The organism is Gordonia sp. NB41Y (assembly GCF_030718915.1).
Taxonomy (GTDB): Bacteria; Actinomycetota; Actinomycetes; order Mycobacteriales; family Mycobacteriaceae; genus Gordonia; species Gordonia desulfuricans.
In genome coordinates this window covers 1,092,058-1,113,891 of record NZ_CP132196.1, presented here as the reverse complement: position 1 = coordinate 1,113,891, position 21,834 = coordinate 1,092,058, and the positions used below count along the sequence as shown (strand labels likewise).

Genomic DNA, 21,834 nt, shown 5'->3' with positions numbered 1-21,834 from the left:
CGTCGGTTCGGCGACCTCACCGATTGGCGCATCTGGCGGCCACCGGCCAGACCGACACCGGTTCCGGTGCGGCGCCGGCCGCCGGGACACCGGGGACGGGCGAGTCGAGCACGAGGACATCCGCGAGATTGACCGCGCTGCACACGTGGTTGGGGATCACCGTGATCACCGCGCCGGGGTCGGGGAGGGCGCCGGCGGCGAACTCGGCCGGATACTCGATCACCGCATGATGTTCGGACAGTGCCACGATCACCGCATCGGGCACATCGGTCACCCGGCCGAAACCGGTGGCCCACGCGGGCCGGTCGGCGCCGAGGACCTTGCTCCCGGCGTCGACGACGACCCGGTGTCCGGTGCGATGGACCACCGTGGTGACCACGGTGAGCGCCACCTGCGTGATGTCACAGGTCCCGAGTTCGACCTGCTGGGCGTCCTGGAACGGGTAGACGCCGGGCCGCAGTTCGGTGAGTGTCGCGGCGTCGGCGAACCCGGCGGTCGGGGTGGAGCCACCGCTGATCACCGCCGGTTCGATGCCGCGGACCCGCAGGGCCTCGGCCGCGACGGCCAGCGTCTGCGCCTCCTGGGTGGCGGCCGCCTCGCGCGCCGGGGCGGGACCGTAACCGTGTCCGGGAAAGGTGAACACACCCACCACGTCGAGTCCGGCGTCGACGGCCGCCGCGGCGACCACCCCGGCCTGCTCCGGGACCACCCCGGTGCGGTGCTGGCCCGAGTCGACCTCGACCACCACCGTCACCGGGTGGAACGGGCCGGTCTCGGCGGCGAGCCGGCCGGCACCGACCTCGGCACCGAGCCGTGCAGCCGCGGCGACCGAGTCGACACCCACCCGCACCGCGACGTCACGGGCCAGTGCACGCAATCGCGCACCCTTGTGCGGGGTCACCCACAACGGATAGGCGAGAAACAGGTCGCGGCAACCGGTGTCGGCCGCGGCCGCCGCGAACACCTCCGCCTCGCCGATCGTCGCCACCGTCAGACCCACTGCGCCATGATCGATCTGGCGTCGGGCGAGTTCGATGCACTTGTGGGTCTTGGCATGTGGGCGCAGGTCCACACCGAGGACGGATGCACGCGCGGCCATCGCGGCGAGATTGGCCTCGAGCCGGTCGGTCGAGACCCGCAGGTACGGGGTGTCGGGTGTCGTGATGTCTGCTGTCGGGGTCTCGGGCACGGGGACTCCTGTCTGTCGGCGACGTCGGTGTCGGGACCGTGGTCCGGTGTCGGGCCAGCCCGCCGTCGGCATCCATTGTCCGGCCACCTCGCCGTCGGAATCCATCGGTCGGGATCCATCTGTCGGGATCCATCTGTCGGGATGGACCGGTGCGGGATGCGCCGTCGGGATCCGCTGTCGGGCTCCGGGTGTCGGGATCTGCCGGGATCCTCGGGGCGAGTGTGGCGTCGTTCACCTTCCGTTCATCGTGTGCTCGGACACAACGGCGGGCGAAAGTGCAGGGTGCCGGGTACCTTGATCATGCGATCAGGAATCACGATCGTGCGATTATCACCAAACGCGAGTCGGGGGACGGCGTGACAACTGAAATGATGGGAAGTCTGCGGACCGAGTTCGCAGAACGATTCGAACGGCTGTATCGGGCGGCGGGTTCACCGCCGGCGCGCATCGTGTGCGCGCGGGCCAACGAAGAACTCGCGCGGAGCGGCCTGCGGTGGTCGGTGTCGCCGCAGCGGGTCTCCGACTGGCGGCGTTGCCGCACCACACCGGCGAGGTTCGAGGTGTTCGCACCCGTGCTGAACATCCTGGTGCTCGCTGCGCGCGGCCGGATCGGTACGACCGACGAGCAACTGCTGGACGTGCAGGCATGGGAAGCGCTGTGGCAGGAGATCCAGCGGGACGAGCCGCGTGCCGGATCGGTCCGCACCTCCACCACGGTGCAGGTGTGCCCGTATCGCGGGCTCGGCGTGATGACCGAGGCCGACCACGGTGCCTACGGCGGTCGTACGCAGGAGCGTGACGAACTGTCCCGGCGTGTCGCCGAGATGGCCGGTACCGGGCGACTGATCGTGCTGACCGGGGCGACCGGCAGCGGCAAGTCCTCGTTCATCCGGGCCGGATTCGGCGGCACCATCGCCGGTCGCCCGATGGTCGGCGGGATCGCCGATCCGCGCCGGACGATGACCGGGTCGCCGAGTCGTCCGGCGGTGGTCGTGGTGGACCAGTTCGAGCGTCTGCTCGTCGATCCGCGTGCGGCCGAGGCATCGGCGGCGTGGCTCGCCGAGTGCGCCCGCCGGCCGGGAGTGGCTGCCGTGGTGGTCTTGCGCTCGGATCGGATCGGCTGTGCAGGTTCCATCGCCCGATTGCAGGATGGCTTGGCGCACAACCGGATCGATCTCGCACAGCCATCGGTGTCGGATGTGATGGAGGCGATCACCGCACCGGCCCGGCATGCCGGGCTGGCCATCGGTGACGGGTTGGAACAGCTCATCCGGGCCGATCTGGGTCTGCGTCCGGGGCTGGGTCTGCAGGCCGCCGCCGCACCGTTGCCGGTGTTGTCGTGGGCGTTGCAGCATGCCTGGCTCAATCGCGAGCGGAACACGCTGACCGTCTCGGGATACGAACGGTCCGGCGGCATCACCGGTGCGATCGTCCACCTCGCCGAGCAGTGCTGGGCGGGGATGTCGGAATCGGACCGCGGGCTCTGCCGGGATCTGTTGTTGCGGCTGGTGGTGCCGCGTTCGGACGGTGTCGTGGTGGGCGGCGGCGTCCCGGTGTCGGATCTGGTGGCCACGGCCGGTGATCCCGGTGCCGTGCGGGCGGTGCTGTCCCGCCTGGTCGATTCCCGGGTCCTGATCGCCGACGCCGACGGGGTGCGTGCATCGCACGACGCCCTGTTCTCCGAGTGGGGGCGGATGCGGGACTGGCTGGCGGCGTGCCACGTCGGGGTCGAGGTGCCGCGTGCCGGTCCGGTGGCACCGGTCCGGCTGTCGGCGGCCATGGTCAGCTGATCCGGGCGGAGAACCCGATCGGGCGGTGACCGACCCACCCCTCATCGAACGTGCGTTCTATGATGGCGGAGTGGGTTGGAATCAGGGACCACCGACCTGGTCGGAGATGGAACGAGTGCTCTCCGGGCGCTCCCGGCAATCGGGGCGGCCCGGGGAGTTCTTCGGTCCCGGCGACGGGGGCGACTCGCCGGCGTGGTCGCGCAAACGGGGTCCCTACGTGGCCCCCGAGGTACGGCCGGAGAACTCGTCGGTGCCCTACGCCGAGTTGCACGCCCACAGTGCCTACAGCTTCCTCGACGGTGCGTCGATGCCCGAGGAGATGGTCGCCGAGGCCCGGCGGCTCGACCTCTCGGCCCTGTCGATCACCGACCACGACGGCTTCTACGGAGTGGTCCGATTTGCCGAGGCGGCAAGGGAATTCGGGATGCCGACGGTGTTCGGTGCGGAACTGTCCCTGGAACCCGACGTCGCCCGGACGGGGGTGCGCGACCCGGCCGGTGACCATCTGCTGGTGCTCGCCCGCGACAGTGAGGGGTACCGGCGGTTGTCGCGGACGATCGCCGACGCGCACATGGCCGGCGGCGAGAAGGGATTGCTGCGGTATCACCCGGACCGCCTGGCCGAGGGTGCCGGGCACTGGCTGGTGCTCACCGGCTGCCGCAAGGGGGCGGTGCGGCGTGCCCTGGATCGGGGTGGCCCACCGGCGGCCGAGCGGGCCCTGGCCGACCTCGTCGAACGGTACGGACGTGACGGGGTGGCGGTGGAACTGACCGCCCAGGGCCTGCCCGACGACGACGAACGCAATGCCGTCCTGGCCGGGTCGGCGGTTCGTCTGGGTCTGCCGACGGTGGCCACCACCGGCGCGCATTTCGCCGGCCCGTCGCGGCGGCGGCTCGCGCTGGCGATGGCCGCGGTGCGCGCCCGCACCGACGTCGACACGATCACCGGCTGGATGCCGGCCGTGGCCGGGGCGCATCTGCGCAGCGGCGACGAGATGACCCGACTGTTGCCCGCGCATCCCGACGCGATCGACAACGCGGTGCAGATCGCCGCCGACTGTGCCTTCGAACTCGGTCTGATCGCACCGCGACTGCCACCGTTCGACGTACCCGAAGGCCACACCGAGAACACCTGGCTGCGGCATCTGACGATGCTGCGTGCCGCCGGCCGCTACGGTCCGCCGTCCGGGCATCCGCAGGCCTACCGGCAGATCGAACACGAACTCGCGATCATCTCCACCCTCGACTTCCCGGGGTACTTCCTGGTGGTCACCGACATCGTCGACTTCTGCAAACGCAACGACATCCTGTGCCAGGGGCGGGGGAGCGCGGCCAACTCGGCGGTCTGTTACGCGCTGGGTATCACCAACGTGGACCCGGTCGCCAACGAGTTGCTGTTCGAACGGTTCCTGTCGCCGGAGCGGGACGGTCCCCCCGACATCGACGTCGACATCGAATCCGAACGCCGGGAGGAGGCGATCCAGTACGTCTACCGCCGTTACGGCCGGAACTACAGTGCGCAGGTCGCCAACGTGATCACCTACCGTCGCCGATCCTCGGTGCGCGACATGGCGCGTGCCCTCGGCTATGCCACCGGACAGCAGGACGCGTGGAGCCGCAACCCCGACGACGCGCCCGCCGACGTCACCGAACTCGCCGGTGAGATCGCGGGGATGCCGAGGCATCTGGGTATCCACTCCGGCGGGATGGTGATCTGCGACCGGCCGATCGCCGACGTCTGCCCCACCGAATGGGCCCGGATGGCCGACCGCAGTGTGCTGCAATGGGACAAGGACGACTGTGCCGCAATCGGATTGGTGAAGTTCGATCTGCTCGGTCTGGGTATGCTCTCGGCGCTGCACCACGCGATCGACCTCCTCGCCGAACACAAGGGACTGGCGGTGGACCTGGCCACCCTCGACCTCACCGAGGACGCGGTGTACGAGATGCTGTGCCGCGCCGACTCGGTGGGTGTGTTCCAGGTGGAATCGCGGGCGCAGATGGCCACCCTGCCGCGGTTGCGGCCCCGGTGCTTCTACGACCTGGTGGTGGAGGTGGCACTGATCCGGCCCGGCCCGATCCAGGGTGGATCGGTGCATCCCTACATCCGGCGCCGCAACGGAACCGAACCGGTCACCGTCGAGCACCCGTCGATGCTGCCCGCGCTCGAACGGACCCTGGGTATCCCGCTGTTCCAGGAACAGCTCATGCAACTGGCCGTCGACGTCGCCGGATTCGATGCCGCCGAGGCCGATCAGCTGCGTCGGGCGATGGGATCCAAACGATCCCCGGAGAAGATGCAACGGCTGCGGCAACGGTTCTACGACGGGATGGCGGCGACCAACCAGATCACCGGCGAGGTGGCCGACCGGATCTACGAGAAGATGGCCGCCTTCGCGAATTTCGGTTTCCCGGAGAGTCATTCACAGAGCTTCGCGTCACTGGTGTTCTATTCTGCGTGGTTCAAACTGCATCATCCGGCGGCGTTCTGCGCGGCGCTGCTGCGGGCGCAGCCGATGGGGTTCTACTCACCGCAGTCGCTGGTGGCCGATGCCCGCCGGCACGGGGTGGCGGTGCACCGGCCCGACATCAACCGGTCGACGGCCCAGGCGAACCTGGAGGCCGCCGGAACCGAGGTGCGCCTGGGGCTGGCCGCGGTCCGCGGGGTGGGCGAGGAGGTGGCGGAGCGGATCGTCACCGCGCGTGAGGCCGGTGACTACGCCTCGATCACCGACCTGGCGCGGCGGGCCGAGCTGACCACGCGCCAGCTCGAGGGGCTGGCCGGCGCCGGTGCCTTCGACTCGTTCGGACTGAGTCGGCGGCAGGCGCTCTGGGAGGCGGGTGCGGCGTCGTCGGCCCGTGCCGGGCACCTGGACCTGGAGCCCGCCGGGGCGGTCCCGACGCTGCCCGGGCTCTCCGACATCGAACTCGCCGCCACCGATGCGTGGGCCACCGGCATCACCCCGTCGTCGTATCCCACCCAGTACCTGCGGCCGCGCCTCGACGCGCTCGGGGTGATCCCGGCGGACCGGCTATTGTCGGTGCCGGATGGCTCCCGGGTCCTGGTCGGCGGCGCGGTCACACATCGTCAACGGCCGGCGACGGCATCCGGGGTGACCTTCATCAACCTGGAGGACGAGACCGGGATGGTCAACGTGGTGTGTTCGGTGGGATTGTGGACGAAGTACCGCGATCTGGCGCACTCGGCATCTGCATTACTCGTGCGCGGAAGGACTCAGAACGCCGAGGGTGCGGTCACGGTGGTGGCAGATCGATTGCAGCGCATGGATCTTCGTGTGGGAACACGATCCCGGGACTGGCAATGAGAGGTGGCGGAGACAATGCCGCAGCAAGTGGTCGTGACGGCCAAACCCAGCAGCCGCAAGGGGCCGCTGGTGGAGACCGCGCCGGACGGTGCGATCACCATCTACGTGCGTGAGCCGGCCACCGAGGGCAAGGCCAACAAGGCCGTGGCCGAGTTGCTCGCCAAACATCTCGGGGTGCCCAAGAGCAAGGTGGCACTCGTCGGCGGGGCGACCTCCCGCACCAAACGTTTCCGGGTCGGATAGTCCCCCCTGCTCGGGCGGCCCCGACTTCGCCGGCCCCGCCACGTACTGATCGGGCCGATGCGTCTTGTACCGACGGGGCCGGACAGATGGCGACCGGATGGTCTCCGCCGTCAGACCGCCCCGTCGAACCCGTGCTGACGCCATGCCTCGTAGATCGCGATGCTCGCCGAGTTGGCGAGATTGTGTGACCGGCGGCCGGCCAGCATCGGGATGCGCACGCGGTCGGTGACCTGTGGGTCGTCGAGTACCTCCGGCGGCAGGCCGGTGGGTTCGGGACCGAACAGCAGGACGTCGCCGGGCCGGTAGGCGATGTCGGCGTAGGAGTGCTCGGCGTGTGCGGTGAATGCGAACACCCGTTCCGGGCGCACCGTATCCCACGCCGTCTGGAGGTCGGGATGCACTGTGACCGTGGCCATCTCGTGGTAGTCGAGGCCGGCGCGTTTGACCTGGGCGTCGGACATGGAGAAGCCGAGCGGTTCGATCAGGTGCAGTTCACATCCGGTGTTGGCGGCCAGCCGGATGGCATTGCCGGTGTTCGGCGGGATGCATGGCTGATAGAACATGATGCGGAACAACGGAACTCACCTCGGTGCTTGCAGATCCCGGTGGTGTGTGGATCTCGGTGGTGTGTGGATCTCGGGGCCGGGGGGTATGGCGGCCGGCCGGGAGATGTGGTCGCAAGAAACGTACTCGTCGCCCGGTCGCCGGCGATCGGCGACTCCCGCCCGACCGTTGTTCGCTATGGTGAAATCTCGACATGTTCTCATGAATCGGGGGATTCTCGGATGAAGCTGATGGTGCGTGCCGTCCTGGCACTGACGGCCGTGTGCGCGGGGGTCGTGCTGCTCACGCCGATCGCCTCGGCGGCGCGGCGAAGGCCGACGGGTGGGTGATCCGGCTCGACCCGGCCCAGACCCGGGCGCTGGCCACCGAACCGGTGCGGCAGGTCACCACGTCGGTGCTCGATGCCTCCTCGGCTGCAGATGGGCCACCGGCCGCGCTGATGGCGGCCGCGTTGGACGCCCAGTTCGTCACCTGGTTCGCCGAGCGGATCACCAAGAGCGATCCGCAATCCTGCATGGAGGTGTCCGTCGCCGACGGCGGTGGCGTCACATCCCTGCACGGACGCGGCCCGTGTCCGTGGGGGTCGGCCTCGATCACGCGCGGCGCCGTCCACTCCGATCCGTACGCCTGATCACCGCACCGGGCACCGGGACTCACAGATCGTCGAGGCGGGTGTTGGCCCCGCACAACACGATGGCCAGGGTCGTCCCCGGCTCCGGGCGGACCCGGCCGGTGGACACCGCTGCCACGGCGGTCGCGGTGCCGTGTTCGACGACGATCCGGAACCGCTCCCACAGCATCGCCCGCGCGGCGACGATCTCCTCGTCGGAGACCAGCACCGAGGTGACCGGCCGATCGGCGATACTCGCCCAGCAGATCGCACCGACCCGGGTGGCACCCAGGGAGTCGGCGGCGACGCCCGCCGGATCCACCGGGACCGGGTGTCCGGCGGCCAGCGCCGCGTGCAGACACGATGCGGACTCGGGTTCGGCCCCGACCAGATGATCACCGGTGCGCAGGGTGGCCGACATGCCGCCCAGCAGCCCGCCGCCGCCGACACAGACCACGGTGGTGAGCGGGCCGTGTACCTGTTCGGCCAGTTCGAGGCCGATGGTGCCGGCTCCGGCGACGATCTCGGGGAGGTCGTAGGCGTGCAGCAGCAGCGCTCCCGACGCCGCGGCCATCTCGGCAGCGGCGTCGGCGGCGTCCTGATAGCGGCTGCCGATCAGGTGCACCGTCGCGCCGAGTGAACGCAGCGCGGCCACCTTGACCGCCGGTGCGGACTCGGGGACGACCACCGAACAGCCGGTGTCGGCGATCCGGGCCGCCCAGGCGGCACCGATCGCCGCATTGCCCCCGGAGGCGACCAGAACGCCGGCATCGGTGAGCCGGCCCACGCTGCGTGCCGCGATCACCGCGTTGACGCTGCCGCGCGCCTTGAAACAGCCGCCGAGCTGGGTGTACTCGAGCTTGAAGACCACCTCGACCGGGCCGTCGGCGGTGTCGAGAGACGTCCGCCAGACCGGGGTGTGGCGCACCAGTCCGCTGATCCTCTCCCGCGCGGTGAGCACGTCGGCGGGGGTGACCGGATGGCTGTGCGGGACGCCCATGTCGTCACAGTACGCAGGGACCACGCGGGGACACAGGGGAACGGGGGCCCGTGCGCGGCGCGCGGGATGAAACAATGTCGGGGTGAGCGCAATACGACTCGATGGCAAGGCGACCCGCGACGAGATCTTCACCGACCTGGCGGCGCGGGTCGAGAAACTCCGGGCCGCGGGGATCACGCCCGGTCTGGGCACGGTCCTCGTCGGTGACGATCCCGGGTCCCAGTCCTATGTGAAGGGCAAGCACGCCGACTGTGCACGCATCGGTGTGGCATCCATCCGCAAGGACCTGCCCGCCGACGCCACCACCGAGCAGCTCGACGCGGCGATCGACGAGCTCAACGCCGATCCGGCCTGCACCGGCTACATCGTGCAGCTGCCGCTGCCCAAACACCTCGACGAGAACGCGGCGCTCGAACGCATCGCACCGGAGAAGGACGCAGACGGGCTGCACCCGATCAACCTCGGTCGCCTCGTGCTCGGCAAGGAATCGACCCTGCCGTGCACGCCGCGAGGGGTGATCCACCTGCTGCGCCGCTACGACATCCCGATCGCCGGGGCCCACGTCACCGTCGTCGGCCGCGGCGTGACCATCGGCCGGCCGATCGGACTGCTGCTCACCCGGCGCAGCGAGAACGCCACCGTCACCCTGTGTCACACCGGCACCCGGGATCTGGCCGCCGAGGTGTCGCGTGCCGACATCGTCATCGCCGCCGCCGGGGTCCCGCACCTGGTGACCGCCGACATGGTCAAGCCGGGTGCCGCCGTCATCGACGTGGGCGTCAGCCGCACCGAGGACGGCCTCGTCGGCGATGTGGCGCCGGATGTGTGGGAGGTCGCCGGACATGTCTCACCGAATCCCGGTGGCGTCGGACCGCTCACCCGGGCCTTCCTGCTGGTGAACGTCGTCGAACGTGCCGAGGACCAGCTCGCCGCCCAGGGGCGATGATCGCCGGGACACCGATGTCGGACGAGACCCCGGGGCCCGACGGCTCCCCGGGGTCACCTGAGATGCCGGGGCCCCGTGAGATCCCGGCCGACGACGACACCACCGAGCAGCACGACCGGATTCTGCGGACCTGCCTCGTGCAGATCCCGTACCTCCTGGTGCTGCTGTGCGTGGCCGTCGCCGCGGCCCTGGTGCTGTTCGACCGATGGCGCCGTGGTGCATTCGTGTTCGGTTCGGCGATGTTGCTCGGTGCCGTCCTCCGTGGTGTGCTACCCCCGAATCAGGTGGGATTGCTACAGGTCAGGGGGCGTTTGTTCGATGTGGCGACGATGGCCTCGGTCGGTGCCCTGGTGCTCTGGCTGGCCACCTCCATCGACCCGTTGGGAACGGATTGATCACGAAATTGCGTAGACTGGTCCGCAGATCGTGATCTTTGCGGTCGACGAGAGGGGTGGCGGGATCTTTTCCGCCTGGCTCTTTTTCGGGGGTCGTTAGCAACACTAAGTGGGGAACGTCATCAGTTCGGAGTTCGAGACCAGCGTCCAGGGCCCCGGCGACGACATCACGTCGCTGGGCGTCTCGTCAGGCGACGGGATGATCCACTACGTCCTGCTCACCAGTGACGAGTCGGGCCGGCACGGCGTCGAGTCCCGGGTGATCGACGTCGATCCCTCCGACGGCCTCGATCCGGTCGGCCGGGTCAACGCCGGTATCGACCTCGTGCTCGACGCCGTCCGCACCGCCGATGTCCGGGTCGGTCCGATCGGTGTGTCCGCGCGAACGGCCACCCAGCGCCGCCGCCTGGGCTCGACCGGCAGCGGCACACGCCGCCAGATCCATCTCGTCTCCGACGCCGAGGCCGTCGCCGCGTTCCTGACCGGTACCGGCCAGATCGAGCGGTTCGGTTCGGTCCTGGTGGCCGACTGCGGCGACACCGGGATGTCGCTCTACACCGTCGAGCCGACCTCCGGCCGGATCGCCGCCGACGCCCGCACCGATGTCCTCAGCGGCCGTGCGCTCGACGAGGCACTGGCCGACCGGGTCGCCGCCCGCTCCGACCTCGACGGCACACAGACCCGCCGTGGACGAGCCTCGCTGGTCGGGGCCTGCCGGACCGCCAAGGAGGAGACCTCCGGTCCGGACACGGTCGGCATCACTCCCGCCGGGATACCCACCGGGGTCCGGCTGACCGACGAGATGGTGGAACAGGCCGCACGTCCGATGGTCGAGCAGGCCCGGACCGTGATCGCCGAACACCTCGAAGGACTCCGGACGGCGGCCGGACCCGCCCCCGAGGCGCTGGTGCTGGTCGGGGGACTGGCCAATCTGCCGGTGCTCGCCGAGCTCGGTGAGGGGACCGGCCTCGAACTGATCCGGCCCGACACCCCCGAGCTCGTCGCCGCGACGGGGGCGGCACTGCTCGCCCGCCGGTCGGGTGCCGGGCGGGTGACCTTCATCGGTGGCCGCCGCCGGAGCGGCTGGATGCCCCTGGCGCCGGTTGCCGCCGTCATCGGGTTCTGCTGTGCGCTGCTGGTCACCGCGGTGGCCGTCGGCGCCACCCTGACATCGGATTCCGGGGACGCCGATCCGTCGACGACCACCGTGGAATCCGAACGGTGGGTGGGGACGGTCGAGCCGGACTGGACGACGACGGCGCACACCACCCGGATGTCGTCGGTGGATTCACCGACCGCCACACACAACACCGTGACGACCTATCCGCCGAACGGGTGGACACCCGGATGGGCCACCACCGAACTGCCCCTGCCGACCGCGGGGACCTCCACGTGGACACTCGGACCGAGTTCGGCCCCGACCACCACCGAGACCTCGGTGCCCGACATGCCGACACGTCCCACCCGGCCGACCTGGTCGACCTGGACCATCCCGCCGAATCTGATTCCGCCGGAACTGATCCCGAGCCTGGGCGTCCCGACCACGGCACCCGGTGACGTGGCGGAGCCCGCGCCGGGGCAGTCGTTGCTCCCGCCGTCCGGATCGCAGCCCGCCGGGACACCGCCGGCCGAGGTCACCACGACCACTCCCGCCGCCTAGTCGCACGCCCCGGGCGCGGCCGAGACCGCTCCGGCGGCCCGGACCCGCCGACAGACAACGGCCGTACACCCGAGGGTGTACGGCCGTTGTCGGAGGGGGACTCAGTTGCGCGCGAGGTCCACGGTGCGCTTGAGCAGGTCGGCGACCGCATCGAACTCGGTCAGGAAGCCGTCGTGGCCCTTGTCGGAGTTCACCACCTGCAGTCCGCCGACGCAGTTGCCGAGCAGATCGGCGATCTCGGCCTGCAACCGCAACGGGTAGAGACGGTCGGAGTCGATACCCGCGACGATCACCGGAACGGTGCACGACCGCAGTGCGGCGGCCACGCCACCGCGGCCGCGGCCGACGTCGTGGTGATTGAGCACGTTGCTGAGCACCACGTAGCTACCCGGATCGAAGCGCTCGGTGAGCTTCTCGGCCTGGTGCTCGAGGTAGCTCTGAACCGCGTACCGACCGCCGGTGAGTGGATTCTCCTGGCCCTGAGGATGATTGGCGAACCGCTCGTCGAGTTCGACCTCGTGCCGATAGGTCAGGTGCGCGATCCGGCGGGCGATCCCCATGCCGGCGAACGGCGCGCGGCCGGTGCCGTGGTAATCGCCGCCCTGCCAGTCGGGATCCGAGGTGATCGCGGCGATCTGGGTGGTCTGGGTGCCGATCTGGTCAGCGGTGGCGCGGGCGCCGACCGCGAGGACCAGCGCGCTGCGCACCCGGTCGGGGAACTCCACCGCCCACTCGAGCGCCCGCGCGCCACCCATCGAACCGCCGACCACCGCACCGATGCTGCGGATGTCGAGCGCCTCGAGGAGGGCGGCCTCCGCACGCACCTGGTCGAGCACGGTGATCTCCGGGAAGCGTGAGCCCCACGGCCGTCCGTCGGCATCCAGGGACGCCGGACCGGTCGACCCGCGGCACCCGCCGAGGACGTTGGCCGAGATGACACACCACTCGTCGGTGTCCACGGCGCAGCCCGGACCGATCAATCCGTCCCACCAGCCGGGGGACGGGTGCTCGGCGTCGGCCTCGCCGGTGACATGGGAGTCACCGGTGAGCGCATGCAACGCCAGGATCACGTTGTCACGGGACGGCGACAACGTCCCCCAGCGCTGGAATGCCAGGGTGACGTCGTCGAGCCGGTACCCGCTGTCGAGCACCATCGGCCCGAGGCGGACGCCGACCATCCGCCCGTCCGGGACCTTCTCCCAGTCGGGTTGACGCGCCTGCGACGCCTTCGGGTCGATCGTTACCGACACTGGTTATGCGCTCCTCAACTACTTCGCTGCCGCGAAACCCTGGTCCAGGTCGGCCAGGATGTCGTCGATTCCCTCGATACCCACGGCCAGGCGGACCAGGCCGGGGGCCACACCGGCGGCCAGCTGCTCCTCCGGGGTGAGCTGGCTGTGCGTGGTGGACGCCGGGTGGATCACCAGCGACCGGACGTCACCGATGTTGGCGACATGGCTGTGCAGGGTCAGCGCCTCGACGAACCGCTTGCCCGCGTCCACACCGCCGGCGATCTCGAATCCGATGATCGCACCCTGGCCCTTGGGGGCGAGCTCCTGGCCCCGCTCGTACCACGGCGACGAGGCCAGACCGGCGTAGGCCACCGACTCCACCTGCGGATGGTCGGCGAGGTACTGGGCCACCTTCTGGGCGTTGGCGACATGCCGCTCGACGCGCAGGCTCAGCGTCTCCAGACCCTGGGCGAGCAGGAAGGCGTTGAACGGGGAGATCGCGGCGCCGGTGTCACGCAGCAGCTGCACGCGGGCCTTGAGCGCATACGCCGGGGCGCCGAGGTCGGCGAAGACCGCACCGTGGTAGCTCGGGTCCGGCGTGGTGAAGCCGGGGAACAGGTCCTGGCCGTCGCGCTGGACGCGCCAGTCGAAGGTGCCGCCGTCGACGATCACGCCGCCGATCGCGGTGCCGTGACCGCCGATGTACTTGGTGGCCGAGTGCACCACGATGTCGGCACCGTGGGCCAGCGGGTTGAGCAGGTACGGGGTGGCGACGGTGTTGTCGACGATCAGCGGGACACCGTTGCGGTGGGCCACCTCGGAGATGCCGGGGATGTCGAGGATCTCGTTGTTCGGGTTGGAGATCGACTCGCCGTAGAACGCGCGGGTGTTGTCACGCACCGCGGCCTGCCAGGAGTCGAGGTCCTCCGGATTCTCGACGAAGGTCACCTCGACACCGAACTTCGGCAGGGTGTAGTGCAGCAGGTTGTAGGTGCCGCCGTACAGACGCGGGCTGGCCACCACGTGGCCGCCGTTCTCCACGATGTTGAGGATCGCGTAGGTCTCGGCGGCCTGACCGGAGGCCACCAGCAGTGCGGCGACGCCACCCTCGAGGGCGGCGAGGCGCTGCTCGACGACGTCCTGGGTGGGGTTCATGATGCGGGTGTAGATGTTGCCCGGCTCGGCCAGGCCGAACAGGTTCGCGGCGTGCTGCGTGTCGTTGAAGGTGTACGACGTGGTCTGGTAGATCGGCAGGGCGCGAGCGTTGGTCGTACCGTCGGCGGTCTGGCCGGCGTGGATCTGCTTGGTCTCGAAACTCCACTCGCCACCGTTGGCTGCGTCAGACATGGGTATAGATCACTTTCTGCGGTCGGCAGGGTCGTGAAGACCCTGGTGGGGTCCGACCTTCGGACCCGCGCTTGCCGGGGATGCGTGAACGCGATCCCACAACCCGGTCATCACCCGGAGCACCCCACCGCGGTTGGAGGGTTGCCGATCAGCAAGCCGGGGCTGTGCGCTGATACTCATGACCTGGCGTCAAGGATATAACACGGTCACAAGCCGTTGAGAACCCTCCTGCTCGCACCGATCTCAACGCTGGTCGCCGACGATTTCTGCTGTCCTGCGTTCGATGGAGTCGCGACGGTATCGGGACGGCCGCCCAACTCCCCGGATTTACGATCGCGTACCACAGGATGTCTCGGCCGAAGGGGATGGCCATGAAGCACCGGACACACACCGCCAAGCGTCACTCGTCCCTGTTCGGCAAGCCGGGCCCCGGCTCGCCCGGGTGCACCGAACCCGGTCGATCCCGATCCGACAGACATGCGTCGGTCCGACGCCGTGGCGTCCTGGCGCCGGCGGCGGTCGTCGCGATCGGGGTGGTGGTCATCGGAGTGGGCGCAGGCGTCGCGGCCGCCGACCCCGCCGATCCCGAGTGCGCCGGACCGGGCCGGGTCTTCCTGGTGGGCGGGGCCTCCGAACCGGGGGCCGGGGCACTGATCGGTGTGCAGCAGCGCTACACCGCCCTGGGCCCCGACAACCAGCCGGACCCGACCAGTCCCTACTACGGCAACCCCTACACCGTCGAGGTGGTGGACTACTCGGCGTCGATCTGGCCGCTCGGGTCGGTGGGCTACAACAACGCCGAACGTGAGGGGAGTGCGAACCTCGAGCAGGCCGTCGGGGAGTACGTGACGCAGTGCGGTGGCGACAAACAGGTCGTGATCGCCGGCTACTCCCAGGGGGCGCGGGTCGCCGGCGATGTGCTCACCGGGATCGGCGAGACCGGGCGGGTCACCCTCGACGACGGCACGCAGGTCGAGTTGGTCCGCGACAACGTGAGCGGTGAGGTGTACTCGGATCCGCGGATGAGCGGCAGCCTGTGGGGGCGCGGCATCGAGCTGACCCTCGTCGGGGTGATCCCCGGGCTGACCATGTCGGGGCCACGCAGCAGCGCCGACTACGGCGGACTCGAGGTCACGACGATCTGCGTGGCGGGTGATCCGGTCTGTGACCTGCCCGACCCGCTGCACGATCCGATCGGCGACATCGACGGCTTGCTCGGCTACTTCGTCAAACACGGCTACTACCCGTGGCACATGTACCAGGACCCGGCCGCCTACGCCGACTGCACCGGCCCCGATCCGGCGACCCCGAACGTCCAGGTGACCACGTGCACCGTCGAACAACCATCGTCGGTGGCCGTACTGACCCAGCAGCTGGTGGACGCGCTCGGCGTCGACTGGACCGTCCCGGACCTGCTGGCCTACCGCTTCCGGTGGCCCGACATCATCGGTATCACCCTCGCCGACTTCCAGACACCGATCGCCTGGACCATGGACTGGTTCCCGCAGCTTCCCGAACTCGGCTACGGCGGATACCTGCCCGACCTGTCCATGCTCACCGACATCCTCAACGGTCTGGTCACCGGCGACCTCGCCCTGGTCCGCACCGGGGTGTCGGGGCTGACCGGCAGCGCGGTGAGCGTCGTGGGGATGCCGGTCGAGTTCGTCACCTACTGGGCCGGGCGCATCGTCGACGGGATCACCTCGGTGCCGTTCGGTCCCGACACCCTGTTCACCGACACCCTGTTCACCGACAGCCTGCTGACCGCCGGAGTGCCGGCCGCCGCATCGGTCACCCCGCAGATCGCCGCACTCACCGCCGGCACGGAAGCCGGTGACGGATCGGTCGCCCGGGGCGCCGGATCGGCGGACTCCGACGACCCGGACACCGCGCAAGCCGGCGCGGCCGCGATGGTCACCGAGCCGCGAGCCGAATCGCAAACGGAACCGGCCCCGCAGCCGCAATCCGCGCCCGACCCGGACCCCGGTCCTGCCGCCGGCGCCGATCCCGCCCCTGGTTCCGACGCCACCGGGTCCGACGCCACCGGGTCCGACGCCACCGCAGAGCAGACGCAGAACCCGGATAGCGCGACCGGGTCGACGGAACCGTCCGGTTCCGAAGGCGCGTCCCCGGCCACGATGGGAACGGTGGACACGCAATCGGACGAGACGGAAGCGGACGAGACGGAAGCGGTCGAGGCAGGGTAGAGGGGGTCGGGCGGGGTGGAGGGCGTCGGACAGGGGAGAGGTGGACCGGCGGCCCTGTGAAGTAGTTCACCGCCGGACCAGGGAATTCACCGCACCCTCGCGGTGGTTGGTGGACAGGTGCCGCACACCCCAGCCCCCTCCCAGCCCGACCGCACGTCCACGCTCCCCGCGGCGACACCCGCCGGGACCTCCCTGCGGTGGGCGATCCTGGCGCTGGCGCTCGGCGGCTTCGGCATCGGCACCACCGAGTTCGTCTCGATGGGTCTGTTGCCCAACATCGCCGACGCCATGGATGTGTCCGAACCGACCGCCGGATGGGTGATCTCCGCCTACGCCCTCGGCGTCGTGGTGGGTGCACCGCTGATCGCCGCGCTCACCGCACGTATGTCCCGTCGGACCCTGCTGATCGGACTGATGGTGGCCTTCACCGTCGGCAACCTCGCCACCGTGCTGGCCCCGACCTTTCCGTCACTGCTCGCGGCCCGCTTCGTCGCGGGCCTGCCCCACGGTGCCTACTTCGGTGTGGCGGCACTGGTCGCCGCTCACCTCGCCGGCCCGCAGCGCCGTGCCAAGGCGGTCGGTCAGGTGATGCTCGGACTGTCTGTCGCCAACGTCGCAGGCGTCCCCGCTGCGGCCTGGCTCGGCGAGCACTCCGGTTGGCGCAGTGCGTTTCTCATCGTCGTGGCGGTGGGCGTGCTCACCGTCGGCGCGCTCATCCGCAACCTCGGTTCACTCTCGGACATGCGCGTGACCAACCCGATGACCGAACTCGGCGCACTCCGCCGCGGGCAGGTGTGGTTCACCCTGCTGATCGGTACCGTCGGATTCGGCGGGATGTTCGCCTTCTACACCTACCTCAACACCACGCTGACCAGCATCTCCGGGATCGGTGTCGGAACGATCCCGTTCGCGCTGATGCTGTTCGGCCTCGGCATGGTGCTGGGCAATGTGGTCGGCGGGATCGCTGCCGACCGCAATGTGCCACTGTCCATCCTGCTCGGGCTGATCGGCACCACCGTGGTGCTGCTGGTCTTTGCCGCTTCTGTTCAATTCGCCTGGGCTGCACTGATTCTGACATTCTTCGTCGGTGTGGCCGCCACCGTGACGATCCCCGCCCTGCAGACCCGGCTGATGGACGTCGCCGACGACGCGCAGACCCTCGCCGCGGCGCTGAACCACTCGGCGCTCAACCTGGCCAACGCGATGGGCGCATGGCTCGGCGGTCTGGTGATCGGGGCCGGGCTCGGCTACCGTGCGCCGTCGGTCGTGGGCGCCGGTCTGGCGGTCGCAGGCATCGTGGTCCTGATCGTCGCGCTCGCGGTGCAACCCGGTGGTCTACGCACGTTGCGACCCCGGCGGCAGGCGCCGCCGGTGACCCCGATCGAGGTGTGACCCGCGATCTCTCGGCTCAGCCGACGTCGGGCGGGGTGGCGATGGTCTTGGTGAGGTAGAGCTGCTCACCGAGGCGATCGAGCAGTTCGAGCTGGGTCTCGAGATAGTCGATGTGGTGCTCTTCGTTGGCGAGGATCTCCTCGAAGAGCTTCGCCGAGGTGATGTCACCCTTGCCCCGGCACATCGCGATGCCCGGCTTGAGTCGTTCGACCACCTCGACCTCGATCGCGAGGTCGGACTCGAACTGCTCCCGCAACGACTGGCCGATCCGCAGGGGCAGGATCTTCTGATAGTTGGGCAGACCCTCGAGGAACAGGATTCGGTCGGTCAGGATCTCCGCGTGGTGCATCTCTTCGATGGACTCCGCACGGGTCTTGCCCGCCAGCTCCGTCAGACCCCAGTTGGCCTGCATCTTCGCGTGTAGGAAGTACTGGTTGATCGCCGTGAGCTCACTGGTCAGCTGCTCGTTGAGCAGTGCAATGACCTCATCATCTCCACGCATGCCGAACTCCGTTCGCTCTGGTGTTGATGTGCGAACGGTAACACTGATGCCGGCGTCACGCGGGCTTTCGCCTCGGATGACGTCGGTTCTCGGTATCGGGTCAGGCAGCGGTACTGGCGGTGGCATTCCTCTCGGCGACGATCGCGTGCAGACGTTCGAGGCAGGTGCCACATCCTTCACCGGCGCCACACTTGTCGCTGATGGCGTCGACGGTGCGCGCCCCGGAATCGCAGTGCTCGTGCACTTCGTCCTCGGTGACCGCGCGGCAGATACAAACGAACATGACCTCACCTCAAAACTGCTGTTAGGTGAGCATTACATAAAGTAGGGGCATTGTCCAAGGATTGCCTAACCTTGGACCGGCTCCAGAAAACACCCTGGAACGGGTCCAGAAAATCCTGTCGGAACCGACCCGTACCCTCGTCTTCTGTGTCGACCACGATCACCACAGTCAACGTCAACGGCATCCGTGCCGCCGTCAAGCAGCGTTCCGAGGTCAATCCGGGGATGCTGGCCTGGCTCACGCAGACCGACTCCGACATCGTCCTGATGCAGGAGGTCCGTGCGAGCGAGAAGCAGGCGCGCGAGGCGCTGCAGCCGGCACTCGACGCCGGCTGGCACCTGGCCATGTCGGAGTCCGTGGTCAAGGGGCACGCCGGGGTCGGCGTCCTGAGTCGCACAGAACCGCAGGACGTCCGCGTCGGATTCGGCAGCGACGAGTTCGACGCCACCGGCCGCTACCTCGAGGCCGACTTCGACGCCGAGTTCGGGCCACTCACCGTCGCGAGCCTCTACCTGCCCAAGGGGGCGGCCGCACCCACCGACGCCTCCACCGACAAGGAGGCCGAGAAGTTCGAGGAGAAGAAACGTTTCCTCGACGGGTTCGGTGCGCACATGACGGCGCTGGCGCGTCGTCGCAGGCATCTGGTGATCGGTGGCGACTGGAACATCGCACATGCCGAGGCCGACATCAAGAACTGGAAGGGCAACCTGCGCAGCCCCGGATTCCTGCCGCACGAGCGGGAATGGGTGGGCGCACGCCTCGACGGCGGCTGGACCGACGTCGTGCGCGCCCTGCATCCCGGGCTCGACGGCCCCTACAGCTGGTGGTCGTGGCGCGGCAAGGCCTTCGACAACGACTCCGGCTGGCGGATCGACTACCAACTGGCCAACCGGTCGCTCGCCGGACGTGCGACGAAGGCCTTCGTCGACCGCGCCGACACCTACGACCGCCGCTGGTCCGACCACGCCCCGGTCACCGTGGTCTACGAATGAGCGGGTCTGGAAGACTGGAATCCATGAGTGAGCCAACCGCGACCCCCGCGGCCACGCCGCGCAAGCGTGTGCTGTCGGGGATTCAGCCGACCAGTGATTCCTTCCATCTCGGGAACTACCTCGGTGCGGTGCGGCAGTGGGTGGAGCTGCAGGAGGACTTCGACGCCTTCTACTTCATCCCCGACATGCATGCGCTCACCGTCGACTTCGACCCGAAGACCCTCGCCGAACGCACCCGCACCTCGGTCGCGCAGCTGCTGGCCGTCGGCGTCGACCCCGAGCGTGCCACCGTCTACGTGCAGTCGCACATCCCCGAGATCGCCCAGCTGACCTGGGTCCTGCAGTGCATCACCGGGTTCGGTGAGGCGAGCCGGATGACCCAGTTCAAGGACAAGACCGCCAAGAAGGGCACCGACGCCGCGGGCGTCGGGCTGTTCACCTACCCGGTCCTGATGGCCGCCGACATCCTGGCCTTCGAGGTCGACTACGTGCCGGTGGGCGAGGACCAGCGTCAGCACCTCGAACTGACCCGTGATCTCGCGCAGCGCTTCAACAAGCGGTTCGGCAAGTCCTTCGTGGTGCCCCAGGCGCACATCGTCAAGGAGTTCGCCAAGATCTACGACCTGCAGAACCCGACGGCCAAGATGAGCAAGTCCGCCGAGACCGACAAGGGCCTGATCAACCTGCTCGACGACCCGAAGCGCTCGGCCAAGAAGATCCGTTCGGCGGTCACCGACACCGACACCGTGATCGCCTTCGACCGCGAGAACAAGCCCGGGGTGAGCAATCTGCTGACGATCCAGTCGGCGCTGTCGGGGGTCGGCGTGGACGATCTGGTGGCCAAGTACGAGGGCAAGGGCTACGGCGATCTGAAGGTCGAGACCGCCGACATCCTCGCAGACTTCGTCACGCCGCTGCGCGGGCGGGTGGCCGGCTATCTCGACGACCCGGCCGAACTCGACGCGATCCTCGCCCGCGGCGCCGAACGTGCCCGCGAGGTCGCGGCGGCGACCCTGGACTCGGTCTACGACAAGGTCGGATTCCTGCGCCCCGCCACAGGCGAATAGGACAGACTCTCCCCATGGGCGCCGTGGTCGATCGCATCAAGGCCGTCATCGCGTGGGCGACCGCGCTGTTCGCCGACCTGCGCCGAAGATGGCACTGGCTGGACCACCTGCTGGCGATGCAGGAGCGGTACTCGCACCGGCGCGGCAATCTGTACGCGGCGAGCATCAGCTTCAACGGCATCCTCGCCCTGGTGCCGATCATCATGGTGGCGTTCGCGATCGCCGCCTTCGTGCTGGCCCGCCAGCCCGAGGTGATCGATCAGATCAAGGATGCGGTGGTCAAAGAACTCCCCGGGGCGATGGGGACGCAGGTCGAGCAGGTCATCGACTCGGCGATCGATTCCCGCACCACCGTCGGTGTGGTGGGTCTGGCCGGTGCGGCGCTGACCGGGATCGGCTGGATCTCCGGGGTGCGCAACGGCATGACCGAGATGTTCGGTGGGCGCAAGAACCGCAATGCGGTGGTGTCCAAGGGCACCGACCTGCTGACCTTCGCACTGCTCGGCATCGCCTTCGCGGTCACCATGGCGCTGACCACCCTGGGCAACCAGGGCAGCCTGTTGCGCAAGATCCTCGAATGGGCCGGAGCCGATGAGGCGTCGTGGGCTCCGTCGGTGCTGCGGTTCGCCGCCATCATCGTCTCGATCACCGCGAGCTGGCTGCTGTTCAGCTTCATCCTGTCGCGGCTGCCGCTGGTGCCGCTGCCGTTCGTCAACACGATGCGTGCCGGGCTGGTCACCGCGATCGCCTTCGAGATCGTCAAGAATCTCGGCGGCATCTATCTGCGGTCGGTACTCGGGAGTCCGGCCGGGGTGGCCTTCGGGCCGATCCTGGGTGTGATGGTTTTCGCCTACCTGGCGTCGCGGATCATCCTCTACGCCACCGCCTGGTGTGCGACCGATCCGATCAACGCGCCGTATCAGGTGGTCGACGAGGTGGACGAGGGCCCGGGGGCGCCGGTCACCATCCGTCCGGTGGTCGAGGTCAACCCGACGTCGCGCGTCGGGGTGCTGGCCGGTGCCGCCGCACTCGGCGCGGTGGCCGGGGCGCTGGTCGACCGGTTCCGGCGGCGCTGACGCCGCAGGCCGGC

19 protein-coding genes and 1 riboswitch are annotated in these 21,834 nt (G+C 69.2%); of the genes, 12 read left to right on the top strand and 7 right to left on the bottom strand.

Features of this window, described 5'->3' with window-relative positions; translation table 11 throughout:
* Positions 1-16: 16 nt before the first annotated feature.
* Positions 17-1,189, bottom strand: coding sequence for an alanine racemase (locus tag Q9K23_RS04740; RefSeq protein WP_280513256.1), 1,173 nt, complete (start codon positions 1,187-1,189; stop codon positions 17-19).
* A gap of 356 nt (positions 1,190-1,545) precedes the next feature.
* Between Q9K23_RS04740 and Q9K23_RS04735 the strand changes: the two genes are divergently transcribed.
* The 3 genes from Q9K23_RS04735 to Q9K23_RS04725 all read left to right on the top strand — a co-directional run bounded on the left by Q9K23_RS04735 (position 1,546) and on the right by Q9K23_RS04725 (position 6,547).
* Positions 1,546-2,979, top strand: a complete 1,434-nt coding sequence (locus Q9K23_RS04735; protein ID WP_152972797.1) for an ATP-binding protein — start codon at positions 1,546-1,548, stop codon at positions 2,977-2,979.
* A gap of 70 nt (positions 2,980-3,049) precedes the next feature.
* Positions 3,050-6,304 carry an error-prone DNA polymerase gene (locus tag Q9K23_RS04730; RefSeq protein ID WP_059036143.1) on the top strand — a complete coding sequence of 1,085 codons (3,255 nt, stop codon included), beginning with the start codon at positions 3,050-3,052 and terminating at the stop codon, positions 6,302-6,304.
* A 15-nt stretch (positions 6,305-6,319) separates the two neighbouring features.
* The gene (locus tag Q9K23_RS04725) at positions 6,320-6,547 is read left to right on the top strand and encodes a DUF167 domain-containing protein (protein ID WP_053777718.1); all 228 of its coding nucleotides are present in this window, start codon (positions 6,320-6,322) and stop codon (positions 6,545-6,547) included.
* A 110-nt stretch (positions 6,548-6,657) separates the two neighbouring features.
* On the opposite strand, the gene Q9K23_RS04720 is transcribed toward Q9K23_RS04725, so the two are convergent.
* Positions 6,658-7,122: a tRNA (cytidine(34)-2'-O)-methyltransferase gene (locus tag Q9K23_RS04720; protein ID WP_053777719.1), complete on the bottom strand. Its 465-nt coding sequence runs from the start codon at positions 7,120-7,122 to the stop codon at positions 6,658-6,660.
* 251 nt (positions 7,123-7,373) lie between these two features.
* On the opposite strand from Q9K23_RS04720, the gene Q9K23_RS04715 reads away from it, so the two are divergent.
* Positions 7,374-7,742 (top strand): hypothetical protein, encoded by a 369-nt coding sequence (locus Q9K23_RS04715; RefSeq protein ID WP_059036094.1) that lies wholly within the window; start codon positions 7,374-7,376, stop codon positions 7,740-7,742.
* Positions 7,743-7,764: 22 nt separating this feature from the next.
* Here Q9K23_RS04715 and Q9K23_RS04710 read toward each other — a convergent pair whose 3' ends face one another.
* Positions 7,765-8,721, bottom strand: a complete 957-nt coding sequence (locus Q9K23_RS04710; RefSeq protein ID WP_053777721.1) for a serine/threonine dehydratase — start codon at positions 8,719-8,721, stop codon at positions 7,765-7,767.
* 82 nt (positions 8,722-8,803) lie between these two features.
* Here Q9K23_RS04710 and Q9K23_RS04705 point away from each other — a divergent pair, with 82 nt between their 5' ends.
* The 3 genes from Q9K23_RS04705 (at position 8,804) to Q9K23_RS04695 (ending at position 11,722) form a co-directional block, all read left to right on the top strand.
* Positions 8,804-9,667, top strand: a complete 864-nt coding sequence (locus tag Q9K23_RS04705) for a bifunctional methylenetetrahydrofolate dehydrogenase/methenyltetrahydrofolate cyclohydrolase (RefSeq protein ID WP_020789794.1) — start codon at positions 8,804-8,806, stop codon at positions 9,665-9,667.
* Positions 9,668-9,729: 62 nt separating this feature from the next.
* Positions 9,730-10,062, top strand: coding sequence for a DUF3017 domain-containing protein (locus Q9K23_RS04700; RefSeq protein ID WP_053777762.1), 333 nt, complete (start codon positions 9,730-9,732; stop codon positions 10,060-10,062).
* A gap of 109 nt (positions 10,063-10,171) precedes the next feature.
* Positions 10,172-11,722, top strand: a complete 1,551-nt coding sequence (locus Q9K23_RS04695; protein ID WP_053777722.1) for a hypothetical protein — start codon at positions 10,172-10,174, stop codon at positions 11,720-11,722.
* A gap of 101 nt (positions 11,723-11,823) precedes the next feature.
* On the opposite strand, the gene Q9K23_RS04690 is transcribed toward Q9K23_RS04695, so the two are convergent.
* Together Q9K23_RS04690 and Q9K23_RS04685 are read right to left on the bottom strand one after the other, a co-directional pair.
* Complete coding sequence (locus Q9K23_RS04690) at positions 11,824-12,972, bottom strand: homoserine O-acetyltransferase (protein WP_053777723.1); 1,149 nt, start codon at positions 12,970-12,972, stop codon at positions 11,824-11,826.
* 18 nt (positions 12,973-12,990) lie between these two features.
* Positions 12,991-14,301: a bifunctional o-acetylhomoserine/o-acetylserine sulfhydrylase gene (locus Q9K23_RS04685; RefSeq protein WP_020793089.1), complete on the bottom strand. Its 1,311-nt coding sequence runs from the start codon at positions 14,299-14,301 to the stop codon at positions 12,991-12,993.
* A gap of 62 nt (positions 14,302-14,363) precedes the next feature.
* Positions 14,364-14,485: riboswitch (SAM riboswitch) on the bottom strand.
* Between the two features lie 187 nt (positions 14,486-14,672).
* On the opposite strand from Q9K23_RS04685, the gene Q9K23_RS04680 reads away from it, so the two are divergent.
* The gene (locus Q9K23_RS04680) at positions 14,673-16,508 is read left to right on the top strand and encodes a PE-PPE domain-containing protein (RefSeq protein WP_160319611.1); all 1,836 of its coding nucleotides are present in this window, start codon (positions 14,673-14,675) and stop codon (positions 16,506-16,508) included.
* 192 nt (positions 16,509-16,700) lie between these two features.
* Positions 16,701-17,900: an MFS transporter gene (locus Q9K23_RS04675; RefSeq protein WP_162128788.1), complete on the top strand. Its 1,200-nt coding sequence runs from the start codon at positions 16,701-16,703 to the stop codon at positions 17,898-17,900.
* Between the two features lie 16 nt (positions 17,901-17,916).
* On the opposite strand, the gene bfr is transcribed toward Q9K23_RS04675, so the two are convergent.
* Together bfr and Q9K23_RS04665 are read right to left on the bottom strand one after the other, a co-directional pair.
* Entirely contained in the window at positions 17,917-18,402 is a 486-nt protein-coding gene (bfr, locus tag Q9K23_RS04670) for a bacterioferritin (RefSeq protein WP_020791613.1), read from the bottom strand.
* Positions 18,403-18,502: 100 nt separating this feature from the next.
* Positions 18,503-18,685 carry a (2Fe-2S)-binding protein gene (locus Q9K23_RS04665; protein ID WP_020791611.1) on the bottom strand — a complete coding sequence of 61 codons (183 nt, stop codon included), beginning with the start codon at positions 18,683-18,685 and terminating at the stop codon, positions 18,503-18,505.
* Between the two features lie 146 nt (positions 18,686-18,831).
* On the opposite strand from Q9K23_RS04665, the gene Q9K23_RS04660 reads away from it, so the two are divergent.
* Genes Q9K23_RS04660 through Q9K23_RS04650 form a run of 3 tightly spaced genes read left to right on the top strand, consistent with a single transcriptional unit; the run spans position 18,832 to position 21,820 of the window.
* Entirely contained in the window at positions 18,832-19,677 is an 846-nt protein-coding gene (locus Q9K23_RS04660) for an exodeoxyribonuclease III (protein WP_020791612.1), read from the top strand.
* Between the two features lie 23 nt (positions 19,678-19,700).
* Positions 19,701-20,744 (top strand): tryptophan--tRNA ligase, encoded by a 1,044-nt coding sequence (gene trpS, locus Q9K23_RS04655; RefSeq protein ID WP_053777725.1) that lies wholly within the window; start codon positions 19,701-19,703, stop codon positions 20,742-20,744.
* A gap of 14 nt (positions 20,745-20,758) precedes the next feature.
* Complete coding sequence (locus Q9K23_RS04650) at positions 20,759-21,820, top strand: YhjD/YihY/BrkB family envelope integrity protein (protein ID WP_053777726.1); 1,062 nt, start codon at positions 20,759-20,761, stop codon at positions 21,818-21,820.
* Positions 21,821-21,834 lie beyond the last annotated feature (14 nt).